Raw genomic sequence first — 24,286 nt, forward strand, 5'->3', positions numbered from 1 at the left:
CGGCCGGCCTGTTCATTTGTGGATTAGACCTGAGCCTTGACGATGAAGTCGACGGCGTCGCCGACGGACTTGAGGTTCTTGACCTCTTCGTCGGGGATCTTGACGTCGAACTTCTCTTCAGCGTTGACGACGATGGTCATCATCGAGATGGAATCGATGTCCAGGTCATCGGTGAATGACTTCCCCATCTCAACCGTGTCGGTTGCGATGCCAGTCTCGTCGTTAATGAGTTCGGCCAGGCCGGCAAGAACTTCTTCGGTGGACAATGCCATTTTTTTCTCCTTGGGGGTGTCTCTCGTATGACCGAGATTCAGTTTAGAGGGGGTTGGGTGAAATCTAGGGAAGTACGACGACCTGCGCGCCGAACACCAGCCCGGCACCGAAGCCGATCTGGAGCGCGAGGCCGCCACTGAGCTCCGGGTGCTCCTCGAGCAGGCGGTGGGTGGCCAGCGGGATTGACGCCGAGGACGTGTTGCCGGTCGTGGCGACATCCCGGGCGATCACAACGGACTCCGGCAGCTTGAGCTGCTTGGCGAATTCGTCGATGATGCGCATATTGGCCTGGTGCGGGATGAAAGCGGCAAGCTGATCGCTCTCGACACCCGCCACCTGCAGAGCTTCCTTGGCTACTTTCGCCATATTCCACACGGCCCAGCGGAAGACCGTTTGGCCTTCCTGGCGCAGGGTGGGCCACTCGGATTCACCGCGTCGGTATTCCTGCAGGGTGTGATTCATGGTGATGGCATCGGCCTTGGAGCCGTCGGATCCCCAGACGGTGGGGGAGATGCCGGGATAGTCGCTCGGGCCGATGACCACGGCGCCGGCGCCGTCACCGAGGAGGAACGAGATGCTGCGGTCCGTGGGGTCGACGAGGTCGGACAGTTTCTCCGCACCGATGACGAGGGCGTAGTGGGCCGTGCCCGTGCGGATCAGGGAGTCGGCCTGCGCGACGGCGTAGGTGTACCCCGCGCAGGCCGCGTTGACGTCGTAGGCGGCAGCGGGGTTGGCCCCGACCCGATCGGCAACCACGGCGGCGATGGAGGGCGTCTGGCGGCCGTTGCTGATGGTGGCCACGATGACGGCGTCGATCAGGTGCGGCTCGATGCCGGAGCGTTCGATGGCTTCGCGGGCGGCGTCCGTCGCGAGGTCGACGGCCTGGACGTCCTGGCTCGCCCGGGTCCGGGTGATGATGCCGGTACGCTGCTGAATCCATTCGTCAGACGAATCGATCGGCCCGACCAGGTCGTCGTTGGGAACGACGAGGTCACCACGGGCGGCGCCGATGGAGAGAATCCGGGTGTACTGCGGGCCGTGCGACTGCTGGAGTGTTGGCTTGGACATATTCTCTTTCGGTCAGACTAGGTTCTGCTGGTCGATCAGGTCGAACGCAGCGGGCAGGTCGTCCGGCGTCTTGATCGCGACACTGGGCACACCTTTGAGTGCACGTTTGGCAAGGCCGACAAGGGCCCCGGCCGGTGCGACTTCGATAATTCCAGTCACATCGGCATCGGCGAATGAACGCATGCACATATCCCACCGTACCGGCGAGGACACCTGATCAACCAGCAACTCCACGAACCGGGCACCGCTGGAGACCACGCTGCCGTCCCGGTTCGTCCAGATCGGAAGGGAAGGATCCCTTGGTGTGAGCTGCGCGGCGACCTGCGTGAGGTGCTCCACGGCCGGCTGCATATACCGCGTGTGGAATGCTCCGGCGACCTGAAGCGGGATCACACGGGTTCGCGCCGGCGGCTTGTCGGCGAGAGCGGCGAGGGCCTCGAGGGAGCCTGCAACGACGATCTGTCCTCCGCCGTTGAAGTTCGCCGGTGCGAGGTCGAGTTCGTCCAGGCGGGCCAGCAGTTCGGCCTCGTCGCCGCCGAGAACGGCACTCATTCCGGAGGGCTCCAGCGCCGCGGCCTCCGCCATTGCGTTGCCGCGCTCACTCACGAAACGGACGGCGTCGGTCACACTGAGAATTCCGGCGCCGGCGGCGGCCGTGATTTCGCCCACGGAGTGCCCGGCGATGCCGGCGATCCGGTCCCGCCGACCATCCGCCAGGAGCGCGTTCAGGGTGAGGAGTCCGGCTGCCACGATCAGTGGTTGGGCGATGCGGGTGTCGCGGATGGTGTCGGCGTCACTCACGGTCCCGTGCCGCACGAGATCGAGTCCGCATGCGGCGGAGATCTCGTCCAGACCGGCGGCGAAGGTAGGGTTCGTGAGCCACGGCACGAGAAAGCCGGGGGTTTGTGAGCCCTGACCGGGGCAGACGACAATAATCATTGAACCAGTCTCCCAAGCTCGTCTGCCCCCGCCGTGTCGGACTTCCACTAACTATCCGACGGGTGTTTGTCGGATACCGCCAGTTCTGCCGGTTGAGGCAGCCCCGGTGACGGTGGAACATTCAGCGGCGGCGGGTGGACCCGTCGTGGTCGCTGATCGATCCGATGATGAGGGCTGCCTGCAGGATGAGCGCCTCCCGGGCCCCGGTCGCGTCGTAACCGATGACCTCGGACACCCGCTTGAGGCGGTAGCGCACGGTGTTCGGGTGCACGAACAGCTCGCGCGCGGTGGCCTCCAGCGATCGCCCGTTGTCCAGGTAGCACCAGAGCGTCGTGAGGAGCTCCGTCGAGTGCGCCTGCAACGGCCGGTAGATGCGGTGGATCAGGGTCGCCCGGGCAAGGGGGTCGCCGGCCAGTGCGCGTTCGGGAAGCAGATCGTCGGCCTGCACCGGGCGCGGGGCGTTGCGCCAGGACCGGGCGACGGCGAAGCCGGCCAGGGCTGCCTTGGCACTCTTGGAGGCGTCGACGAGGTTGGGCACTTCGTGACCGAGCACCAGGTGCCCCGCACCGAAGCTGGGTTCGAGTTGCACGGCGATCTCCATGAAACTGAGAGCGGATGCCGTGCCGATCGCCTCGTCGGGATCAGTCGGCGTCGGGTGGGCGCGCCCGATCACCAGCACGAGGCGGTTGCCCTGCACGCCGATCAGAACATCAGCGGCCATGTGGCGAGCCGAGCGGCGCAGCTGGTCGACATCGAGCATCTTGGGAGTCGTGCCCACCAGAACGCAGACCTCGCCGTGGCCGTGCCAGCCGAGGGCCGCGATCCGGCTGGGCAGTTCGTCGTCGTACTCGCCGCTCAGGATCGAGTCGACGACGAGGGCCTCGAGGCGCACATCCCAGAGACCGCGAGCCTCGGCCGCCCGGGCGTAGACATCCGCCGCCCCGAAGGCGATTTCGCGAGAGTAGAGCAGGATGGCCTCGCGCAGGATCTCGCCGCCGTCCTTGACTCGCTCCTCCACCACCTCGACGGTGACGCGGATCAGCTGCAGCGTCTGCTGCAGGCTGATCGAGCGCAGAAGCTCACGCGGGGCGGCACCGAAGACGTCGGCAGCGATCCACGGGGTGGACCGAGGGTCGTCGAACCAGGAGATGAACGAGGTGATCCCCGCCTGCGCGACCAGACCCACGGCGGACCGCCGCCCAGGCGGCATATCGCCGTACCAGGGCAGCGTGTCCTCGAGACGTTTCAGCGTCGCCGTGGAGAGCTCGCCGGAAATCGTGCGCAACCAGCTGAGCGTCTGTTCCTTCGTCTTCGGTGTCGGTGCCACGGGGGCGGTTAGCTCTCGCCCCCGGCGGAACCGGTGGTTCCCGCCGTCACATCGTGCAACCGGTACTTCGCGATGGCCTGACCCACGACACTGCGGTCGACCTCGCCGCGGCGGGCGAGGAGTTCCAGCGCACGCACGACCATCGACGGGCCGTCGATCTTGAAGAAGCGACGAGCTGCCGGGCGGGTGTCGGAGAATCCGAACCCGTCGGCGCCCAGGGTCGCGAAGTCGCCGGGCACGAACTGTCGGATCTGGTCCGGCACCGCGTGCATGAAGTCGGTGACGGCGATGAACGGCCCGGCGGTTCCGGCCAGTTTCTCTGTCACGTAGGGGATCTTGGGTGCATCGTCGGGGTAGAGGAAGTTGTGCTCCTCCGCGGCGATACCGTCGCGACGCAGCTCGGCCCACGAGGTGACCGACCACACGTCGGCGGACACCCCCCAGTCCTCGGCCAGCAGGGCCTGCGCCTCGAGCGCCCAGGGCACGGATACGCCGGAGGCCAGCAGTTGCGCCTTCGGACCGGCCACGTCGGACACGCTGACGCGGTGGATGCCGCGCACGATGCCGTCCACGTCAACGTCCTCGGGTTCGCGAGGTTGCACCTGCGGCTCGTTGTAGACGGTGATGTAGTACATGACGTTGGGGTCGGTGTGGGTTCCGCCGTACATCCGCTCGAGGCCCGAGCGTACGATGTGGCCGATCTCGTAGCCGTAGGCCGGGTCGTACGACACCACAGCGGGGTTCGTCGAGGCCAGCAACGGCGAGTGGCCGTCGGCATGCTGCAGTCCTTCACCGGTGAGGGTGGTGCGGCCGGCAGTGGCGCCGATCATGAACCCGCGGGCCATCTGGTCGCCCGCCGCCCACATGGCATCCCCCGTGCGCTGGAAGCCGAACATCGAGTAGAACACGTAGACCGGGATGAGTGGCTCACCCTGCGTGGCGTAGGAGGTGCCCACGTTGGTGAAAGCGGCCATCGCGCCGGCCTCGTTGATCCCCACATGCAGGATCTGGCCTTGCGGGCTCTCCTTGTAGGCCAGGAGCTGTGCATGGTCGACCGAGGTGTACTGCTGACCGTTGGGGTTGTAGATCTTGGCATTCGGGAAGAAGGCATCGATGCCGAAGGTGCGGGCCTCGTCCGGAATGATCGGCACGATGCGGTGGCCGAAGTCCTTGGCGCGCAGCAGCTCCTTGAGCAGGCGCACAAAGGCCATCGTGGTTGCGATCTCCTGTGTGCCGGAGCCCTTCTTGGTGGGGGCGTACGTCGCGTCGTCGGGCAGGTTGACCTGGGTGTACTTGCTGCGCCGTTCGGGGACGTACCCGCCGAGCGCACGGCGACGCTCGTGCAGGTACTGGACGGCCTCGTCGTTCTCATCCGGCTTGAAGTACGGCGGGAGGTAGGGGTTCTCCTCGAGCTGGGCATCCGTGATCGGCATATGGGTGCTGTCGCGGAAGGTCTTCAGGTTGTCCAGGGTGAACTTCTTCATCTGGTGGGTCGCGTTACGGCCTTCGAAACTCGGGCCGAGGGCGTAGCCCTTGACCGTCTTGGCCAGAATGACGGTGGGCTGACCCTTGTGCTCGGACGCCGCCTTGAACGCCGCGTATACCTTGCGGTAGTCGTGGCCGCCGCGCTTGAGGTTCCAGAGGTCGTCGTCGGTATAGCCCTCGACGAGCTTGAGCGCGCGCGGATCCCGGCCGAAGAAGTGCTCACGCACGTAGGCGCCGCTCTCAGCCTTGTAGGTCTGGTAGTCGCCGTCCGGCGTGGCGTTCATCAGGTCGCGCAGCGCGCCGTCGGTGTCGCGGGAGAGCAGTTCATCCCATTCGCGGCCCCAGACGACCTTGATGACGTTCCATCCGGCGCCGCGGAAGAAGCTCTCCAGCTCCTGAATGATCTTGCCGTTACCGCGCACCGGGCCGTCGAGGCGCTGGAGGTTGCAGTTGACGATGAAGTTGAGGTTGTCGAGACCCTCGTTGGCGGCAACCTGCAGCTGCCCGCGGCTCTCGACCTCGTCCATTTCGCCGTCGCCGAGGAACGCCCAGACCTGCTGGTCGCTGGCGTCCTTGATTCCACGGTTGGTGAGGTAACGGTTCGTCTGCGCCTGGTAGATCGCGTTGATCGGGCCGAGGCCCATCGAGACGGTCGGGAACTGCCAGAACTCGGGCATCAGGCGGGGGTGCGGGTAGGACGACAGGCCGTTGGCGGCGTGCGACTTCTCCTGGCGGAAGCCGTCCAACTGGTCTTCGGTCAGACGGCCCTCGAGGAAGGCCCGAGCGTAGGTGCCGGGGGAGGCGTGGCCCTGGATGAAGATCTGGTCTCCGCCGCCCGGGTGGTCCTGTCCGCGGAAGAAGTGGTTGAAGCCGACCTCGTAGAGGGCTGCGGACGACGCATACGTCGAGATGTGGCCGCCGACGGAGATCCCGGGGCGCTGTGCGCGATGCACGAGGACCGCGGCGTTCCAGCGGATCCAGGCACGGTAGCGCCGTTCGATGTCTTCATCACCGGGGAAGTCGGGCTCATTGCCCGCGGCGATGGTGTTGATGTAGTCCGTGGTCGGCACCATGGGCACGCCCAGGTGCAATTCCTTGGAGCGTTTCAGGAGCGACAGCATGATCTCCCGACCGCGCTGGTGGCCGTGGGCCGCTACGAGCGAGTCCAGCGAGTCCGACCATTCGGCCGTCTCCTCCGGGTCCGCATCCGTGCTGTTAACCGAATACGGGTCCTGGTCGTTGACAGTCACACTCGACCTCTCTCTGTTGGGCAGACCAGTGAAACGAATCTGCCGGGTTAGCGGTGCCGGTTCTCTCGCGGTCGGGTGACGACGGCTGGCACCACGCAAGCCTACAGATTATGCCTCCGGTCTGTGCGCGAACGGTGAGCGCGGGTCGCGGGGGTATTCGGTTTTGCGCCGGCAGGCCATCTTGGTTCCGCGCCGTCGGCGGGGCTAGGCTGTGGCGTCGCCTTGCACTGCTCCAGTGGGCGCACGAAAGGAAGCGCTTCATGGCTTTGGAAAATGACACGCAGGCTCCGGATTTCGAGCTCGTCAACCAGTTCGGCGAGCGGGTCCAACTCAGCGAGTTCCGCGGAAAGAAGTCGGTCGCCCTGGTCTTCTTCCCTCTCGCCTTCTCAGGGATCTGCAGCGGCGAATTCTGCGAACTGCGCGACAACCTGTCACTGTTCGCCGCCAGCGGAGTGGAACTTGTCGGTATCTCCGTCGACTCGCGGCACACGCTGCGCGCCTGGGGTGAGCAGGAGGGCTATACCTTCGACCTTCTGGCCGACTTCTGGCCGCACGGGGCGGTCGCCAAGGAATACGGGGTCTTCCTGGAAGGGAAGGGCTTCGCGAACCGGGCCACGTTCCTGATCGACCCCGAGGGCATCATCCGGGCCAGTTTCATCACGGCCCCGGGTGAGGCACGGTCGATGGACGCCTATCGCGCCGCGATCGGCGACCTCCAGCCGGCCTGAGCAGTGTCGCGGGACGGCTTTGCCCTCGATCGGCCCGCAGAATCGGTATAGTGGTGCACAGCCTTCACCGGCCGTTGTGTCAGGGGCCTTTAGCTCAGTTGGTAGAGCGCCACGTTTACACCGTGGATGTCATCGGTTCGAGCCCGGTAGGGCCCACAAATCACACCCCCCTGACCCGCTCCATGAATCCACGGGGGTGATCTGAGTCTTGTCCCGGTCTGACCGGTCGCCTTTTGGCGCCGCCGCCCTGGAGCTGTCCAATGCGCACCTGACCCGGGCCGATCTGTGCGCGCCCTTCCTGCGCGTGCTGCCGGTCACGGGTGTGGCGATCTCCACCCTCGGCGCTCCCTTCGGAACCGAAACCGTCTGCGCGAGCGACGCCTCTGCGGCCCGCCTCGACGAGCTGCAATTCGATCTGGGCGAAGGACCCTGCTGGGATGCCGTGGCGGCCCCTCGCCCGATCCTGACCTCCAATATCCGCCAGCATGGCAACCCGACCTGGCCTGTTTTCCTGCAGACACTCGACGAGACGGACATCGGCGGCCTGTTCGCTTTCCCGATGCGCGTCGGGTCCCTCGACATCGGAGCCGTCGACCTCTACTCCCACCGACCGCGCAGTCTGACCGGGGCAGAGGTGGCCGATGCCACGGCACTGGTCGGCATCGCCGCGCGGCAGGTGCTCCGACGAGTTCTGCTGTCGCATACGATAAAGCCGGACCTTGGCGCCGACGAAGGATATTCCCGTCGCGTCGTGCACCAGGCGACCGGAATGGTGCTTGCCCAGCTCGACCTGTCGGCTTCGGATGCCCTGCTCATCCTCCAGGGATATGCCTTCTCACATGGGCGCACAGTCCGGGAGGTCGCGGACGACGTGGTGTCGCGAAAAATTGATTTTACTTCAGAATTAGACGGGTCTTAGGATGGAAATATGGTGACCAGGACACGTGAAGGTCAGCTGGTAGAGACCTTCGTCACGCTGGCTGACACGCTTGTCGTCGGGTACGACGTCGTCGACCTGCTGCACACTCTCGTGGAGACGTGTGCCACCCTCTTCGAAGCCTCCGCGGTCGGGATCATCCTGTCCGCGGGAGGTGACAACGACCTCGAAGTCGTTGCGTCGACCAATGAGCGCAGCCGCCTGATCGAGATCCTCCAGTTGAGGGCCGGAAATGGGCCGTGCGTGGAGTGCTACACGAGCGGTAAGCCGGTGGCCATCCCCAACCTCGACGTCGTCGCCCCGGCCTGGCCCCGCTTCCGGGCGGGCGCCCTCGAGCTGGGCTTCAAGTCGATGCACTCCGTTCCTCTGCGGTTGCGGGCCACGACCATCGGATCGCTCAATCTCTTCTGGGACCATCTCGGCGGTCTCGGGATCGAGGACCTGCGCACCGTGCAGGCATTGGCCGACACGGCGACGATCGGCATCCTTCAGGAACGCGCCATCCGTGAGAGCGACCTTGCCCGCGTCCAACTGCAGCACGCGCTCAGCAGTCGTGTGCTGATCGAGCAGGCCAAGGGCGTCGTCGCCTTCACCCACACCGTGAACATGGAGGAAGCCTTCACCCTCCTGCGTCACTATGCCCGCAACAACGGTATGCCTCTGGTCGAGGTCGCGGAACAGGTTGTGAACCGCACGCTCGCCCTCTGAACCCGGTCCTCTGCGCCCGATTTCCTGACCCCGGTCTTCCCGAGACCTGGCCGCCTGAATATTCTGGCCCGTTCAGGCACCAGGCGGTCTAGAATTGGGGTGCGCCCCGGACCCTGGCAGCACGTGTTTCTTTCGTGACGAGGCAAGGGTTCCCCATGAAGCGTATTTCCCATCCTGGCGGGTCGGTCGTGACGGGCGATGAACTCGCAGACGCTGTGATGCATTATGCCGAAGCTCTCGCCCGCCGCAGCCAGGTTGATGTCGTCGACCTCCCGATCATCGGCGAATCCGGAACACTCACGCGGACCCAGATCCTGATCGGTGCACCGGGCGGGATGACCTGCGTAGGCGCCGAATCCGTCCACCCGGACCTCGTCGAAGCGGACACCGTGCACACCTTTCGCCTCAAGGCTCTCGCCGGTACCGCCTCGGGGCGCGCGTCGTGGACGGGCGACGGTCTGGACTCTCCTCAGTTCGACGAGTTCGACTACTGAACCTGCCACAACGCCGTGGCGGCAGCGGTGACATCGGTACCGGAGAACGGTGTGTCAACCGGGACTTTCGGCCCTACCTGGACGGGCGGTCGCGCGTCACGCTGAACCTCGATCTGCCCGCTGTGCCGGGGAGCGGAGGAGGCCGTCGTGGACAATCGTGTTGTGGTCGGGATGAGCGGCCGCCCGGCCGGCCGGGCGGCCCTGCGCTGGGCCATCGACTATGCGCGTCCCCGGCGCCTCGAGGTCGAACTGGTTCACGTCGTGGACGCGACGTTCGGCACTTCCCCGGCCGGTTTCCTGCGCACGGCGCGCGAGCAGGCCGAACTCCTCCTGGCCCGGGAGATTGAGAAGGCTGCCGGCATCGCCCCTGAGTTGACGCTTCACGCCACGGTGCTCGAGGGCTCACCCACCGGGGCTCTCACTGACTGGGCCGTCGGCGCCGAGCTTCTGATCGTGGGCTCGCATGCCCTGGGCCGATTTCGGGAGTATGTCTTCAGCACCCAGTCGGCCCAAATCGCCGCCCACGCCGCTGGGTCCGTCGTCGTCGTGCCCGAGCGCGACGACCCGCCCGGCACGGGCGTCGTCGTCGGGGTGGACGGGTCGGAGGCTTCCCTGGCCGCCGTGCAGTTCGCTGCCGAGCAGGCGGACCGGTTGGGGCAACGCCTGACCGCGCTGTACTGCTGGAGCGCGCCGGCCCCCTGGACCGAGGACAGTGCCATGATCGACTGGCCGATGGAGCCCGACGAGGCTGACCGCCTCGTTCTGGCCGAAGCGGTTGCCGGTCTGGCGGAACGCTACCCCGACCTGGATCTGAACCTTCGGCTCGACCTCGGGCTGCCAGTGGATGCCCTGGTCACCGCCGCAGCCGGCGCGCGACTCCTGGTGGTGGGCAGCCACGGACGACACGGATTCTCCCGCTTCTGGCTGGGCTCGGTCAGTCACGTGATCGTTCTGACCATGCCGTGCCCGGTCGCCGTCATCCGGGTGGAGCCCCAGCCTGGTTCTGAGCCTTCGTAGACCGGTGTCTTCGTAGACCGGTGCCTTCGTAGACCGGTGCCTTCGTAGCACCGGCTGAGTCAGGGGTCGCGGATGCGAGACACCGAGCACGGGGAGCGATCCGTCCGCTCCGACTTAGATGGGTGCTCACTGCTGCGCACCGGCGGCGGCCGATTCCGGCGCGGGGATCTCGCCGGCAGGCCGGGGGATCACCGCGACCGGGCAGGGCAGGTTCATGAGCACGTCGTGGCTGACCGAACCGAGGAAGAGGCTGCCCAGGGTGCCCCGGCCGTGGGTGCCCACGACGAGGAGGGTGGCCGTTCGAGAAGCGTCGACGAGTACGGATGCGGATGACCCCTCGTGAAGGATTTCACTGATGTGCAGCCGGGGGTGGGCGTCTCGGACTCGCCGGGTCGACCCGGAGAGGATTCGTCCGTGGGCGTCTCGCATTTCGTCGTAGGGCAGAACCGCGCCGTACTCGACCGCGACGGTGGCGGGGATGGACCAGGCGTGCACGATGTCCAGCGGCAGGTCGAATCTTTCGGCCTCACGCGCCGCGAAGTCCACGGCAACCAGGGCTGTGACGTCATCTTCCATCCCCACCACGATGTGGCCGCTGCGCGCCTGCCAGTTCGTGGGGACGACGACGACAGGACAGGCGGCGTGCGCGGCGAGGCGAAGGGGCAGGGTTCCGAAGACACTCCCCGTGAGGACGCCGGTCTTCCGGGTTCCGATGACCAGTAGGTCGGCGGTCGCGGACGCGCGCACCAGCTCGTCGATCGGCACCCCATGGCGGATGTAGCTGGTCTTCCGGCACGTGGGGGCCACCTGCTCGACCCGGCGGACGGCGTCGGCCAGTGCACGCTCATAGGCAGGCTGGATGTCGTAGCTCGGCCCACCCGCGGGAGACCAGCCCAGTTCCACCACGGCGGTCAGCTCCAGGCTGACGGGAGTGCCCTGAGTCCGTTCGATCGTCTGGACCCGATCGAGAGCCCATTCCAGGGCGGCCTTGCTGGCCGCGCCTCCGTCAATGGCGACGATCACTTTTTCGACCATGACAAGGAACTCCTGCTCTCTGGGACATTGCACCGCACCGCTCGACGTCCGTCAGGTTGCCAGTGTCGGCGGCGTCTGGACAGGGCCGAAGGTCCTATCCGGGTACACTCGCCGCTATCAGACGAGAGGCGGACACCGGCCATGCCCCACAACCCTATTCTCACCGTGCAGGACCACGGGCACGACGGCAGGGAAAGCGCCCTCCATGCAGTCCCGAGTCGTGAAATGCGGGTGCGGTGGGCCGCTGCGGCGGCGCATCTGGTCGACGCACTGTTGGCCGAGCCGGGTGCTGACCGGCTGGGGGTGCTGACAGATTGCATCTCAGGGGCATCCGATGCCGCACTGACCTGCGCGATCGTGCCGTGGTGCGGCGACTCGGAGAATGTGCCGGAGACCGGTGCCGACATCCGGGTTGGTGCCGCGCGAGGCCCCCGAGCCCGGAACATGACCGGTCTGGTTCTCTCGTCGACGCGCAGAATATCCGGGCGCGCGTTCGACGGCGGTCGACCGTTCCTGATTGACGGGCCCGACGGCGATGCGAATGACGGTGTCTGTCCCGGTGAACCGGTGATCAGGGATTCCGCCGTCGTGATCGGACCGACGATGGTCGTTCCTCTGGCCGGGCAGGAACGCCCGGTCGTGGCCGTCACCGCCTCCCGAGCTCGCGGGGCGACGCCGTTCACCGTCGCTGAACTCGCGGCAGCCTCGGAATTCGCCCGGCTGGCCGGCAGGGCGCTCCGCCTGGACTCCGGGTACGCCAACCGGGAGCGCCGGGCGATCCAACGGGATCGGGACCGGATCGGCCGTGACCTGCACGACCAGGTGATCCAGCGCATTTTCGCGGCCGGACTCGGCGTGCAGGCCGTCGGTCGGCTGACCGAGGATCAGGCCCTCCGTCAGCGCCTGATGAATGAAGCGCGGGCCCTGGATGTCGTCATGGCGGAGATTCGCACCGCCGTCTTCGGATTGACGGCACCGGAACGCACCGGGCGGGCGTCCGTCCGCCGCGGCATCCTGGACCTGCTCGAGGAACTCCGACCCTTGTTCCCCCGGCCGCCGATGCTGGCCTTCTCCGGTGCGATCGACCTGCTCGTTCCTGACGCGATGGCCGACGACGTCCACGCCGTCGTGCGGGAGGGGCTCACCAATGTCCTCCGGCATGCCCGGGCCGGGGAGACGTGGGTGAGCGTGTCGGTGACCGCGCGAACGCTCAGGGTCGAGATCAGCGACGACGGGGTCGGCCTGACCGGTTCGACTCGGCGCAGCGGTGTCGCCGGCCTGTCGGTGCGAGCGGAGCGGTGGCAGGGGATGCTCTCGCTCACCGACCGCAGGCCGCGCGGCGCCCGCCTGATCTGGACGGCGAGCCTCGCCGACCTGTCCGACCTGTCCGACCTGTCCGACCTGTCCGACGGGTCCGTCCGATGATCCGCGTATTCCTGGTCGACGACCACGAAATCGTGCGCCGCGGTCTGGCTGACCTGATCGGGGCCGAGGGTGACCTGGAGGTCGTGGGGGAGGCGGCAACGAGGCGGCAGGCGGTGGCCAGGGTGGCCGCGACACGACCGGACGTGGCGGTTCTCGACCTGCGGCTGCCGGACGGCAGCGGCGTCGACGCCTGCCGGGACATCCGTTCCCGAAATGCCGTTGTCCGGTGCCTGATCCTGACGGCCTTCGACGACGACGAGGCTGCCCGTGCGGCGGTTCTGGCCGGTGCCTCCGGGTATGTGCTCAAGGACATCCGCGGTGATCGTCTCGTCGACGCCATCCGCCGAGCGGCCCGGGGGGAGTCGCTGTTGATCCCTCTGATGGCCGACCGCGTGGGTGCCTCGCCGGGGGTGCGAGAAGGGGACCCGGCCGCCCGGGACCTGACCATGCGGGAGCGTCAGGTCCTCGATCTGATCGCCCGCGGACTGACCAACCGGCAAATCGGCGAGCGCCTCGACCTGGCGGAGAAAACCGTGAAGAATTACGTCTCCAGTGTGCTCAGCACGCTCGGGATGAAGCGCCGAACCCAGGCCGCCGTTTTCGGTGCGGAGTTGCATCGCCGAGAGGTCGAGTCACCGGCCCCGATTCGTCCGGCTTCACCCGGTACGCTGGCCGGATGAAGCCGCGTCACATCGGCCGGGTCGTGCCCGGCCCCGGTCAGGAATCCGTGTGGGACTATCCGAGGCCGCCCCGGGTGGAGAAGAGCTCCGACCGGGTCGTCGTCTCGCTCGGCGGTCTGGTCATCGCCGACACCACTGACACGGTGCGGGTCCTGGAAACGAGCCACCCGCCCGTCTACTACCTGCCCCGAGCAGCGTTCCGGGCCGGCAGCCTGGAACCTGCCCCGGGCCGCTCCTATTGTGAATACAAGGGCGAAGCGTCTTACCTGAGCGTTGTCGTACCGGGACGTATCGAGGAATCCGCGGCCTGGTATTACCCGTCTCCGACGCGTGGCTTCGAGGAGCTCGTCGATCGCATCGCCCTGTACCCCGGCCGGATGGATCGGTGCACGGTCAATGGGGAACGGGTGGAGCCGCAGCGGGGAGACTTCTACGGCGGCTGGATCACGTCCCGGGTGGTCGGACCGTTCAAGGGGGCCCCGGGCAGCCTGGGATGGTGACGGCGACGCCGCGTGCGCCCGCCCGTCAGGCGGGCGTCGTCCCGATCCTCCTGGCCGGACTGCTCTGGGGCACGACGGGTACGGCCGCGCACTTTCTGCCTGCCGACGTCAGCCCCCTCGCGACGGGGGCAGCGACGATGGCCGGCGGTGGAGCCCTGCTCTGGCTGTTGTCGGCCCGAAGCGCCCGGCAGGTCGTGCGGGACCGCTCCATCCGTTCCTGGCTGGTCGCCGGCATCGCCGGCATCGTCGTCTACCCGCTCGCGTTCTACAGCTCGATGCACCTGGCCGGGGTCGCGGTCGGAACCGTCGTCTCTCTCGGGTCGGCGCCAGTGTTCGCAGCCGGCATCGACTTCCTGGCGGAGCGACGGGGCGTCACGAGGCGCTGGGCCCTGTGCACTCTGGCGGCGCTGACCGGCACAGCCCTACTGGTCGGCGGGCACGCGACCGGCCCCGGGGCCTCCGATGCCCCGCTCGGAGTGCTGCTCGGGCTACTGGCCGGACTCAGCTACGCGCTGTACACCCATGCGTCGCACCGGGTGATCGGTGCCGGGCACAGTGCGCGGGCCACCGTCGGAGCCCTGTTCGGGGTAGGGGCGGTGTGCCTGGTGCCCGTCCTGGCGGTCACGGGTGCTCCGCTGCTCCAAAGCGCGGGCAGCCTGGGCGTGACCGCGTACCTCATCATCGGCCCCATGTTCGTGGCCTATCTGCTGTTCGGCCACGGTCTGCGTACGGTCCGCGGCAGCACGGCGACCAGCATCACCCTGATCGAACCGCTCGTGGCCACGGTACTGGCGATCCTGGTCGTGGGCGAGCGTCTGGCCCCGTCCGGCTGGGCGGGTCTCGTTCTGGTCCTGCTGGCCGTGACGGCGCTCTCGGTCGCACCGAGGCCGAAATGATGGTCTGGTAGCCAGGTATTGCGCCGGGTCCGGCCGGGGCCCCAGGAGGATGCAGCGCCCAGTCACCGGTAAGCTTGCGAGGTGCCCGTCTCGCTCGCCGATGTAACTCGGATCATCCATGAATTGTGGCCGCTGTCCGGTGCCGAAGACTGGGACGCCCCTGGACTGGTGACCGGCAACCCCGCCCAACCGGTCGAAACGATCCACCTGGCCGTTGATGCGGTGACCGCGACCGTCGACGAAGCGGTTGAGCTCGGTGCCGACCTGCTTCTGGTCCATCATCCGCTGCTTCTTCGCGGAGTGACGTCGATCGCCGAGGACAGGTACAAGGGCGCCCTGCTCGCCCGGCTGATCCGAGCCGACTGCGCGCTCCTGGCCGCCCACACCAACGCGGACGTCGTGGTGGACGGCGTCTCAGACGTCTTGGCCACCCGCCTCGGCCTCGTCAACGCCCGCCCGATCACCGCCGGTGCCACGCCGGGAACCGGGATCGGCCGCGTCGGACGGCTGGCGCAGCCGATCACTCTGGGCCAGCTCGCCCACCGTGTCGCCGAGATCCTTCCGGCGACCGCATCGGGAGTGCGCGCCTCGGGGGAGTACGGCAGCCTGATCGAGACCGTGTCGCTCTGCGGCGGTGCCGGGGACTCCCTCCTCGCGCATCCATCGGTGCGGGCATCGGATGTCTACATCACCGCCGACCTCCGACACCACCCGGCGTCGGAGGCACGCGAACAGGCCGGGCTGAACGGTGGCACGCCTGCTCTGATCGACGTGTCGCATTGGGCCAGCGAGTGGCTGTGGCTGGAACCGGCCGCGGACCAATTGCGGGCGCTCCTTCCCGGTGTGCGCGTGACCTGCAGCTCCCTGCGCACGGATCCCTGGGACTTCCTGATTGTGCAGTAGCCTGCCGATGGACTTCGGATCCACCCCCAACGCTCGTTCATTCTCACTAATCGAAAAAAAGGTCAGGACATCGTGAAGGCATCTCCCGTAGCACAGAAGGAGCTTCTCCGGCTTCAGGCCCTCGACATCAAGCTGCAGCAGGTCGAGCACCAGACGAAAGCGCTTCCCCAGCACACCGAGCTCCGGGAACTCTCGAAGCTGCTTGACACCACCCGGATGACACTGAGCACACGAGCGGGCGAACGCGACGACGTCCGCACCGAACTGGCCCGGATCGAGTCCGACGTCGAGGTGGTCGAGAAGCGCATCGCGCGCGATTCCGAACGGGTTCAGCACACCTCCTCCGTCAAGGATGTACAGGCGCTGGAAACGGAACTGACCTCCCTGCGGAAACGCCTTCTCGCCCTCGAGGAGATCGAGATCGCCGTGATGGAACGGCTCGAAGAACGCGAGGCGGCTGTGGCTGCGGTCGAGGCGGAACGAGACGCGATCGGGGAGCAGATCCAGTCGGCGGAACTCTCGCGTGACGAGGCTCTCGCCGATCTGACCCGCCAGCTCGGCGAACTCCGCCGGGACCGGGCGGCCGTCGCGGGCAGCATCACCGAGGACCTCGCCGTTCTCTATGAGAAGCGCTTCGTGACCGGGCGGGGCAACGCCGCAGCGCTGCTGCGTGCGCGCACCTGTAGCGGCTGCACGATGACGCTCACCGGCAGCGACCTCGACGCAGTGCGCTCCTCACCGGCCGATGACGTGGTGTTCTGCCCGGACTGCGGCGCAATTCTGGTGCGCACAGAGGAGTCCGGCATCTAGGTGGAGCACGGCCCGCCCCACGGACTGTATTCTGGACTGTGGAATGGGTCGGCAAGACGGTCGCGTCATCCGGTGCCCTTCGGGTCAGCGGATGCCGAGGAACGTCCGGGCTCCGCAGAGCAGGATGGTGGGTAACACCCACCCGGGGCAACCCGCGAGACAGTGCCACAGAAAGTAGACCGCCTCCGGTTTCGGCCGGAGGTAAGGGTGAAACGGTGGTGTAAGAGACCACCAGAGGCCAGGGTGACCTGGTCGGCTAGGTAAACCTCGTCCGGAGCAAGGTCAGACAGGAAACGATAAGGCGGCTCGCCGAGTTTCCGGGTAGACCGCTAGAGGGCTGCGGCAACGTAGTCCCGAGATAGATGGCCGTCCAGGGTGCTTCGGCACCGGGACAGAACCCGGCGTAATAGCCGGCCCATTCCCCAGCAGACACAAAAAGATCCTCCGGGCGGCACCTGCCGCCCGGAGGATCTTTTTGTACCCTCCCCGTCGTGGCGAATGATTCGAGCGAACTCAGACCCCGTGCTTGACGGCCAGGGCGGCGGCGCCGAGGATGCCGGCGTTGTTCCGGTGTACGGCTGGAATGATGGGCGTCTTGAGTCGGAGCAGCGGCAGGAACTCCTGGTGGTGCTTGGACACTCCGCCGCCCACGATGAACAGGTCCGGGGAGAACAGCGCCTCCACGGTGGAGTAGTACTTCTGCAGGCGGCCGGCCCACTTCTCCCAGCTCAGGTTCTCGCGCTCCTTGGCGGAGTATGCGGCCTTCGTCTCGTAGTCGACGCCCTCGATCTGCAGGTGGCCGAGTTCGGTGTTCGGCACGAGGACACCGTCGTTGAGCAGGGCCGTTCCGATGCCCGTGCCGAGGGTCGTCATGATGACAACCCCGTCGACCCCCCTCGCGGCGCCGAACTGGGACTCGGCGTAACCGGCGGCATCCGCGTCGTTAACGAAGTGGATGGGGTGGCCGAGGCCCTTCTCGAACAGTTTCTCGGCGGCGAGGCCGATCCATTTGTCCGACACGTTGGCGGCCGACATGGTGTGACCGTTCTTCACGATGGCGGGGAAGCAGATGCCGACCGGCACAGCGCCGGCGCCCTCCTCGGCGGACACCGTGGCCAGAAGGGCCCGGGTGGTCTCGATGATGTCGGCCGGGCGGCCGCCCCTGGGTGTGGGCAGCTTCACCCGAGCGGACAGCAGCTTGCCCGTGGACAGGTCCACCACCGCCCCTTTGATGCCGGTGCCGCCAATGTCAATGCCGATGGCCATGGTTGAACTCATAGTCAAAACCTACCGGTTGTCAGGGAAGGGTGAGGATCTCGGCGCCACGCTCGGTCACCACGAGGGTGTGTTCGAACTGAGCCGTGATGCTCTTGTCCCGGGTCGTCACCGTCCAGTCGTCCGCCCACATGTCCCAGTCGGTCCCGCCGAGGGTCAGCATCGGTTCGATCGTGAAGACCATGCCGACCTCCATCACGGTGTCGTAGACGGGAGCGGAGTCGTAGTGCGGAATGATCAGGCCGGAGTGGAAGGCTTCTCCGACGCCGTGGCCGGTGAAGTCGCGCACGACCCCGTAGCCGAACCGCTTGGCGTAGGACTCGATCGTGCGTCCGATCACGTTGACCTGACGCCCGGGTGCGACGGCCTTGATGCCGCGGGCGAGGGCTTCCCGGGTGCGCTCGACCAGGAGCCGCACGTCATCGGGGGCGTCGCCGACGATGAAGGTGGCGTTCGTGTCGCCGTGCACACCGTTCTTGTAGGCGGTGATGTCGATGTTGACGATGTCCCCGTTCTCGAGAGCGGTGTCGTCGGGGATGCCGTGGCAGATCACCTCGTTCACGGAGCTGCACAGCGATTTGGGGTAGCCCCGGTAGCCGAGCGTGGACGGGTAGGCGTCGCGTTCGATCATGAACTCGTGACCGATCCGGTCGAGTTCCTCGGTCGTCACACCGGGGCGGATGGCCCGTCCCACCGCTTCGATGGCCGACGCGGCGATCCGGCCGGATTCACGGATCAGCGCGATGCGCTCGGGGGGATACACATCCGATCCCGTGAAGGGCGCGGGCATCTCCTTCCCCACGTACTCCGGGCGCACGATGTGGCGGGGAACGGAGCGGAGAGGTGAAACCGTTCCCGGGAGGAGGTGACCAACTGAATCCTTAGGCATAGGATCAAGCCTATGTCCCAAGACACCGAGCACCAGTACTGGTACAACATGCGCACGGGCGCGGTCGAACAGGGGATGCAGTCCCCGTCCGCGGACCGGGTCGGTCCATTCGCCACCCGTGACGAGGCCGAGCACGCGCTGGAGAAACTGCGCGCGAACAGCGCCAAGTGGGCGGCCGAGGAGGCCGAGGACGACCGGTAGTCCCGGCCGCCTCCGCGTTACTCGTAGCTGTGCTCAGGGCCGGGGTAGGCGCCGGAGTCGACGTCGTCCTTGAACCGGTGTACGGCATCTGTCAGCACGCCGCGCAGGTTGGCGTACTGCCTCACAAACCGGGGCACCCGGCCCTCGGTCATGCCGGCGAAGTCCGTCCACACCAGCAACTGCCCGTCGACGTCGGGCCCTGCACCGACACCGATGGTGGGGATTTCGAGCCGAGCGGTCACCAGCGCCGCCGTCGACGCCGGCACCATCTCGAGCACGACCGCGAACGCGCCGGCGTCCTGCACAGCGAGGGCGTCTTCGATCAGCTGGTCCGCGGCCGTGCCGCGGCCCTGGATCATGTGCCCGCCCAGGCCGTGCTCGCTCTGCGGGGTGAAACCGACATGACCCATCACCGGGATCCCCGAGGACACGATGCGTTTGATCTGCTTGTGGCTGCGCACCCCGCCCTCGAGCTTGACCGCGTGTGCCTGAGCTTCCTTCATGAAACGCACGGCGGTGTGCAGGGCCTCCGTCTGGCCTGTCTCGTATGAACCGAACGGCATGTCCGCGACGACGAGCGCGCGGGTGACAGCGCGCGCGACGGCCCGGGTGAGCGGAATGAGCTCGTCGACGGTGACCGGAAGGGTCGTCTCGTAGCCGAACACATTGTTTCCGGCCGAATCGCCCACGAGCAGGAAGTCGATGCCGGCCTGGTCGAAGATCTGGGCCGTGAGCATGTCGTAGCTGGTGAGACCCGTGATCGGGATGCCCTGCTGCTTGGCGTTCTGAAAATGACGCGTGCGCACCCGTTTGGGTCCGGATGGAACAGGAATGAAGGGATTCAGATCTGTGGCGGGCTGGGGGGCATCCGGAACGGTCGACTCTGGCATGCCCCAAGTGTAGTCAAGGCCGGTACGCGCCGATCGGCGGCTCGTTTCGCCCGAGAGTCGACGCCAGACAGTAGCCTAGGGAGCGACAAGAAAGGGCGTGAATGGACAAGCAGCGCGACTTCGTTCTCCGGACCATCGAGGAGCGGGGAATCAAGTTCATCCGACTCTGGTTCACGGATGTCGTCGGTACCCTGAAATCGGTGGCCATCGCCCCGGCCGAGGTGGAGGGCGCGTTCGCCGAGGGGCTGGGATTCGACGGCTCGGCCATTGAGGGCCTGACCCGATCGTTCGAGGCGGACGTGCTCGCGCATCCGGATCCGACCACGTTCCAGATCCTGCCCTGGCGCGGGGAGATCGACCCGACCGCTCGCATGTTCTGCGACATCATGACGCCGGACGGGCAGCCCGCCGTGGCAGACCCACGGAACGTCCTCAAGCGCACCCTCGCCAAGGCGGCGGATCGCGGATTCACGTTCTACACGCATCCGGAGATCGAGTTCTACCTGCTGAAGTCGTCCAAGTACGGCAAGAACGGCCCCGTGCCGGTGGACCATGCCGGCTATTTCGACAACGTTCCCGGCGGCACGGCCCACGACTTCCGCCGGCGCTCGGTGCGCATGCTGGAAGACCTCGGCATCTCGGTGGAGTTCAGCCATCATGAGGCAGGCCCCGGTCAGAATGAGATCGACCTGCGTTATGCGGACGCCCTCACCACCGCCGACAACATCATGACCTTCCGCACCGTCATCAAGGAGGTCGCGATCGAGCAGGGCGTCTACGCGACGTTCATGCCGAAACCGATGTCGGAGCATCCGGGTTCCGGAATGCACACGCACCTGTCGCTGTTCGAGGGTGACACCAACGCCTTCTACGAGGCCGGTGCCCAGTACCAGCTCTCCAAGACCGGACGACAGTTCATCGCCGGCCTGCTCAAGCACGCTCCGGAGATCACCGCGGTGACGAACCAGTTCGTCAACTCCTACAAGCGCCTCTGGGGCGGGGACGAAGCTCCCAGCTTCGTTTGCTGGGGCCACAACAACCGTTCAGCGCTGATCAGGGTCCCGCTCTATAAGCCCAACAAGGGCCAGAGCGCCCGCGTCGAGTACCGTGCCATCGACTCGGCAGCGAACCCGTACCTCGCCTACTCGCTCATGCTGGCCGCCGGGCTGAAGGGCATCGAAGAGGGCTATGAGCTTCCTCCCGAAGCCGAGGACAACGTCTGGGGTCTGAGCGACACCGAGCGGCGCGCGCTGGGTTACCGGCAGCTTCCGGCGAGCCTCGACCACGCGATCCAGTACATGGAAGAGTCCGAGCTGGTCGCCGAGACACTGGGCGAACACGTGTTCAACTACGTGCTGCTGAACAAGCGTCAGGAGTGGAAGGAGTACCGATCCCAGGTCACTCCCTTCGAGCTCGACAAGAACCTCGAGATGCTCTAGCCGCACTGGAAACGAGACCCGATGGCGCGGGAACAACTGACTCTGACCGAGCTCGCTCGGGTGGGCTTCGTCGAGCTTCGCGAAGTGCGGATCCGACTGGAGGAAGTGGTGGACCTGGGGGGCCCCGAACCGGGGATCCTCCTTCCGCTGCTGGCCAAGACGGCGAACCCGGATGCCGCCCTCGCGGCACTCGTCTCGTTATTGCGCCAGGCACCTCGTGAGCTGCGAGCGTTGCTGGGCCAGCCGGATCCGACCCAGCGGCTTCTGCGCGTCGTCGGTGCGTCAAGCGGCCTGACGGAGTTCTTCCTGCGCCATCCGGAGGAATTGACCGTCTTCGCGAAGCGACGCACGATTCTGCCGGATCTGGCCGAGCTCACCGCCGACCTGCTCGACTCGGTCGGCAGCCGGGACGGCTTCGCCACGGTGATCGACGACGCGGGCTGGGTGGCGCTGCGGGTGCGGTACCGCCGACGTCTCGCGGAGCTCGCCGCATTCGACCTCGAACAGGTCGACCCGGTTGCCGGCCTCGACTCCGTCGCGCGCACGCTCGCCGACCTCGCGGCGGCCGCGCTGGAGGCGTCCCTCGCCGTCGCCCGCAGCATGACGTCCGGTGAGGTGGCCGGTCGGGGTGTCTTTCCGGTGGCCGAGGTGCGCGCAACCCGTCTCGCCATCATCGGCATGGGCAAGGCCGGAGCCGGCGAGCTCAATTATGTGAGTGACGTCGACGTGATCTTCGTCGCCGAAGGAGACCCCGAAGCCGGGTTGGACGCGCCCCGTGCCGTCGACATCGCCACCCGCCTGGCCATTCTCCTCATGCGCGGCCTGAACCAGCCGACCATCGAACCCGAGCTCTGGGAGGTTGACCCCAACCTCCGGCCCGAGGGCAAGTCCGGCGCCCTCGTGCGCTCGCTGGAGTCACATCTGGCCTACTACGACCGCTGGGCGAAGAGCTGGGAGTTCCAGGCGCTGTTGAAAGCCCGTCCTCTGGCCGGTGACCTCGAACTCGGCGGCCGTTATGTCGCGGCCGTCTCCCCGAAGGTCTGGACCAGCGCCAGCCGGGAGAACTTCGTCGAGTCCGTGCAGCGGATGCGGGAACGCGTCACCAAGAACATCCCCGACGACGAAGTCGCGGTGCAGCTCAAACTCGGTCCCGGCGGGCTGCGCGACATCGAGTTCACCGTGCAGCTTCTTCAGCTGGTTCACGGTCAGACCGACCCGACCGTCCGTCAGGCGGGCACCCTGCCGGCACTGACCGCACTGGCCGAGAGCGGCTACGTCGGCCGCGCCGAGGCGGCGGAGTTCGCCCATGAGTACCGGATCCTCCGACTCATGGAGCACCGCTTGCAGTTGGAGAAGCTTCGGCGCACCCACCTGGTGCCGCGCGACGAGGCGAGCCTGCGGGTCCTGGCCCGTGCCACCGGGCTGGCCCCCAACGCCGCCCAGCTGACCACACGCTGGGTGAACACCAAACACCGCGTGCGCGGTCTGCACGAGCGCCTGTTCTACCGCCCACTGCTATCCGCTGTGGCGGCGCTGCCGGCCGAGGGCCTCAACCTGACCAGTGCTCAGGCCGAAGCGCGACTCGCCGCGATCGGCTTCCGCAACACGAAAGGGGCCCTCGGCCACATCGCGGCGCTCACCGGCGGGGTATCCCGGCGTGCCACCATCCAACGCAACCTTCTGCCCGTGCTTTTGCAGTGGTTCTCCGAGGGCGCGGACCCGGACTACGGGCTGCTGGCCTTCCGGCGGCTCAGCGACAGTCTGGGCACGACCTACTGGTTCCTGCGCATGCTGCGCGATTCCTCCGGGGCGGCCGAGCGGCTCACCCGGGTTCTCTCCTCGTCCCGGTTCGTCGGAGAGCTCCTCGAGACGATCCCCGAGTCCGTGGCCTGGCTGGAAGACGAGGACGACCTGCGCCCGCGCAGTTCCACCACACTCCGTGAGGAGGCCCGCGCCGTCCTGGCGCGCCATGAGAGCCCGGACGCCGCCGCGTCGATCCTGCGCACGGCCCGGCGTCGGGAGATGCTTCGGCTGGCAATGTCGGCGATCCTGGGCCAGGTCAGCATCGACGAGTTAGCGACCGGGCTCACCGACGTCACCGCCACCGTCATCCAGGGAGTGCTGGCCGCCATCCGTGGGACCACCCTCGAGGGCGCCGTGGACGGGCCGAGTTCGGACGGCATCGAATTCGCCGTGATCGGTATGGGCCGCTTCGGCGGTTCCGAGTTGGGGTTCGGTTCGGACGCCGACGTGATGTACGTGTTCCGACCGGGGACCCTGACCGGCGAGGCTGCCCATGACCGTGCGAAGTTCATCGTGAAAGAACTCTCCCGGCTCACCGACGACAACCGCCTGCCCCTCGATCTGGATATCGGGCTGCGCCCGGAAGGCAAGAACGGCTCCGTTGCTCGTTCCCTCGAGTCGTACGAGGCCTACTACCGTCGCTGGTCGCTGACCTGGGAGGCGCAGGCGTTGCTGCGGGGGAGAGGAGTCGCGGGCGACCCCGCACTCCTGGCCGACTTCGAGGCCGTTGCCGACGAGGTGCGGTATCCGAAGGCGATCAGTGACCAGGCGGTCCGTGAGGTCAAACGTATCAAGGCGCGCGTCGAGAACGAGCGTCTCCCGCAGGGGGCCGATCCCAACCGCCACCTCAAGCTGGGCCGGGGGTCGTTGAGCGATGTGGAATGGTTCGTGCAGTTGATGCAGCTCCAGCATGCCGCCGATGAAGCGGCTCTCCGCACAACGTCGACGCTCGGCGCACTGCGCTCCGCGGTCGCTGCGGGTCTGGTGGGGGAAGCGGATGCCGACACCCTCACTGCGGCCTGGATGTTCGCGTCCCGCTGCAGATCCGCGATCACGCTCTGGACCAACAAGACCGCTGACGTGCTTCCGACTGACCGTGTGCAGCTCGAGGGTGTCGCCCGCGTTCTGGAATACCCGCCCGGCTCGGCCAATCAGCTCGAGGAGGAATATCTGTCGGTGACCCGCCGGGCTCGATCGGTGTTCGAGCGTCTGTTTTACGGGCCCGTGGAACGCACCGGCCCCTTCGGCGGCTGACCAGGCCGGGAACCACAGAGGGCCGCATCCCCGAAGGAATGCGGCCCTTTGTGGTCGTTG

General features: G+C 66.9%; 23 protein-coding genes, 1 tRNA gene and 1 other RNA gene. 16 read left to right on the forward strand and 9 right to left on the reverse strand.

Features of this window, described 5'->3' with window-relative positions:
• Nucleotides 1-23: 23 nt before the first annotated feature.
• The 5 genes from AC0J5J_RS02490 to aceE all read right to left on the reverse strand — a co-directional run bounded on the left by AC0J5J_RS02490 (nt 24) and on the right by aceE (nt 6,342).
• Entirely contained in the window at nt 24-272 is a 249-nt protein-coding gene (locus tag AC0J5J_RS02490) for an acyl carrier protein (protein ID WP_134363808.1), read from the reverse strand.
• Between the two features lie 64 nt (nt 273-336).
• The gene (locus AC0J5J_RS02495; RefSeq protein ID WP_134423302.1) at nt 337-1,341 is read right to left on the reverse strand and encodes a beta-ketoacyl-ACP synthase III; all 1,005 of its coding nucleotides are present in this window, start codon (nt 1,339-1,341) and stop codon (nt 337-339) included.
• Nucleotides 1,342-1,353: 12 nt separating this feature from the next.
• Nucleotides 1,354-2,280, reverse strand: coding sequence for an ACP S-malonyltransferase (locus tag AC0J5J_RS02500; protein WP_134423304.1), 927 nt, complete (start codon nt 2,278-2,280; stop codon nt 1,354-1,356).
• A gap of 121 nt (nt 2,281-2,401) precedes the next feature.
• Entirely contained in the window at nt 2,402-3,607 is a 1,206-nt protein-coding gene (locus tag AC0J5J_RS02505) for a PucR family transcriptional regulator (RefSeq protein WP_134423306.1), read from the reverse strand.
• A gap of 8 nt (nt 3,608-3,615) precedes the next feature.
• Nucleotides 3,616-6,342 (reverse strand): pyruvate dehydrogenase (acetyl-transferring), homodimeric type, encoded by a 2,727-nt coding sequence (gene aceE / locus AC0J5J_RS02510; RefSeq protein WP_134423308.1) that lies wholly within the window; start codon nt 6,340-6,342, stop codon nt 3,616-3,618.
• A gap of 260 nt (nt 6,343-6,602) precedes the next feature.
• Here aceE and AC0J5J_RS02515 point away from each other — a divergent pair, with 260 nt between their 5' ends.
• From AC0J5J_RS02515 to AC0J5J_RS02540, 6 genes are all read left to right on the forward strand, one after another.
• Entirely contained in the window at nt 6,603-7,070 is a 468-nt protein-coding gene (locus AC0J5J_RS02515) for a peroxiredoxin (RefSeq protein WP_134423310.1), read from the forward strand.
• A gap of 83 nt (nt 7,071-7,153) precedes the next feature.
• A tRNA-Val gene (locus tag AC0J5J_RS02520) sits at nt 7,154-7,226 on the forward strand.
• Nucleotides 7,227-7,392: 166 nt separating this feature from the next.
• Entirely contained in the window at nt 7,393-7,989 is a 597-nt protein-coding gene (locus AC0J5J_RS02525) for a GAF and ANTAR domain-containing protein (protein ID WP_474899365.1), read from the forward strand.
• A gap of 9 nt (nt 7,990-7,998) precedes the next feature.
• Entirely contained in the window at nt 7,999-8,715 is a 717-nt protein-coding gene (locus AC0J5J_RS02530; RefSeq protein WP_134423312.1) for a GAF and ANTAR domain-containing protein, read from the forward strand.
• A gap of 155 nt (nt 8,716-8,870) precedes the next feature.
• Complete coding sequence (locus AC0J5J_RS02535; RefSeq protein ID WP_134423314.1) at nt 8,871-9,209, forward strand: hypothetical protein; 339 nt, start codon at nt 8,871-8,873, stop codon at nt 9,207-9,209.
• 147 nt (nt 9,210-9,356) lie between these two features.
• Nucleotides 9,357-10,226, forward strand: a complete 870-nt coding sequence (locus AC0J5J_RS02540; RefSeq protein WP_474899367.1) for a universal stress protein — start codon at nt 9,357-9,359, stop codon at nt 10,224-10,226.
• A 126-nt stretch (nt 10,227-10,352) separates the two neighbouring features.
• Here the strand turns inward: AC0J5J_RS02540 and AC0J5J_RS02545 are convergent, their stop codons facing one another.
• Nucleotides 10,353-11,261, reverse strand: a complete 909-nt coding sequence (locus AC0J5J_RS02545) for a universal stress protein (protein WP_134423318.1) — start codon at nt 11,259-11,261, stop codon at nt 10,353-10,355.
• A 141-nt stretch (nt 11,262-11,402) separates the two neighbouring features.
• Here AC0J5J_RS02545 and AC0J5J_RS02550 point away from each other — a divergent pair, with 141 nt between their 5' ends.
• The 7 genes from AC0J5J_RS02550 (at nt 11,403) to rnpB (ending at nt 16,897) form a co-directional block, all read left to right on the forward strand.
• Nucleotides 11,403-12,686, forward strand: a complete 1,284-nt coding sequence (locus AC0J5J_RS02550; protein ID WP_474899369.1) for a sensor histidine kinase — start codon at nt 11,403-11,405, stop codon at nt 12,684-12,686.
• Nucleotides 12,683-13,366, forward strand: coding sequence for a response regulator (locus AC0J5J_RS02555; RefSeq protein ID WP_474899371.1), 684 nt, complete (start codon nt 12,683-12,685; stop codon nt 13,364-13,366). Before AC0J5J_RS02550 ends, AC0J5J_RS02555 begins: the two co-directional genes overlap by 4 nt.
• Nucleotides 13,363-13,866: a DUF427 domain-containing protein gene (locus AC0J5J_RS02560; RefSeq protein WP_134423324.1), complete on the forward strand. Its 504-nt coding sequence runs from the start codon at nt 13,363-13,365 to the stop codon at nt 13,864-13,866. The genes AC0J5J_RS02555 and AC0J5J_RS02560 overlap by 4 nt, the downstream gene beginning before the upstream one ends.
• On the forward strand, nt 13,860-14,762 hold the full coding sequence (locus AC0J5J_RS02565) for a DMT family transporter (RefSeq protein ID WP_474899373.1): 903 nt from the start codon (nt 13,860-13,862) through the stop codon (nt 14,760-14,762). The genes AC0J5J_RS02560 and AC0J5J_RS02565 overlap by 7 nt, the downstream gene beginning before the upstream one ends.
• Nucleotides 14,763-14,843: 81 nt before the next feature.
• Nucleotides 14,844-15,665, forward strand: a complete 822-nt coding sequence (locus tag AC0J5J_RS02570; RefSeq protein WP_474899375.1) for a Nif3-like dinuclear metal center hexameric protein — start codon at nt 14,844-14,846, stop codon at nt 15,663-15,665.
• 72 nt (nt 15,666-15,737) lie between these two features.
• The gene (locus AC0J5J_RS02575) at nt 15,738-16,475 is read left to right on the forward strand and encodes a zinc ribbon domain-containing protein (protein ID WP_474899377.1); all 738 of its coding nucleotides are present in this window, start codon (nt 15,738-15,740) and stop codon (nt 16,473-16,475) included.
• A gap of 44 nt (nt 16,476-16,519) precedes the next feature.
• Nucleotides 16,520-16,897: RNase P RNA component class A (gene rnpB, locus AC0J5J_RS02580), an RNA gene on the forward strand.
• 91 nt (nt 16,898-16,988) lie between these two features.
• Here the strand turns inward: rnpB and ppgK are convergent.
• Together ppgK and map are read right to left on the reverse strand one after the other, a co-directional pair.
• Nucleotides 16,989-17,753 (reverse strand): polyphosphate--glucose phosphotransferase, encoded by a 765-nt coding sequence (gene ppgK, locus AC0J5J_RS02585; RefSeq protein WP_134423332.1) that lies wholly within the window; start codon nt 17,751-17,753, stop codon nt 16,989-16,991.
• A gap of 19 nt (nt 17,754-17,772) precedes the next feature.
• Nucleotides 17,773-18,639, reverse strand: a complete 867-nt coding sequence (gene map / locus AC0J5J_RS02590; protein WP_474899379.1) for a type I methionyl aminopeptidase — start codon at nt 18,637-18,639, stop codon at nt 17,773-17,775.
• A gap of 12 nt (nt 18,640-18,651) precedes the next feature.
• On the opposite strand from map, the gene AC0J5J_RS02595 reads away from it, so the two are divergent.
• Complete coding sequence (locus AC0J5J_RS02595; protein ID WP_134423336.1) at nt 18,652-18,840, forward strand: SPOR domain-containing protein; 189 nt, start codon at nt 18,652-18,654, stop codon at nt 18,838-18,840.
• Nucleotides 18,841-18,857: 17 nt separating this feature from the next.
• On the opposite strand, the gene panB is transcribed toward AC0J5J_RS02595, so the two are convergent.
• A complete protein-coding gene (panB, locus tag AC0J5J_RS02600) occupies nt 18,858-19,730 on the reverse strand; it encodes a 3-methyl-2-oxobutanoate hydroxymethyltransferase (protein WP_134423338.1) in 873 nt (290 codons plus the stop codon).
• Between the two features lie 101 nt (nt 19,731-19,831).
• Here panB and AC0J5J_RS02605 point away from each other — a divergent pair, with 101 nt between their 5' ends.
• Together AC0J5J_RS02605 and AC0J5J_RS02610 are read left to right on the forward strand one after the other, a co-directional pair.
• Nucleotides 19,832-21,169 carry a glutamine synthetase family protein gene (locus AC0J5J_RS02605; protein ID WP_134363788.1) on the forward strand — a complete coding sequence of 446 codons (1,338 nt, stop codon included), beginning with the start codon at nt 19,832-19,834 and terminating at the stop codon, nt 21,167-21,169.
• 21 nt (nt 21,170-21,190) lie between these two features.
• Nucleotides 21,191-24,226, forward strand: coding sequence for a bifunctional [glutamine synthetase] adenylyltransferase/[glutamine synthetase]-adenylyl-L-tyrosine phosphorylase (locus tag AC0J5J_RS02610; RefSeq protein WP_134423340.1), 3,036 nt, complete (start codon nt 21,191-21,193; stop codon nt 24,224-24,226).
• Nucleotides 24,227-24,286: the final 60 nt, after the last annotated feature.

Source organism: Cryobacterium sp. TS_SC_7, from assembly GCF_056156285.1.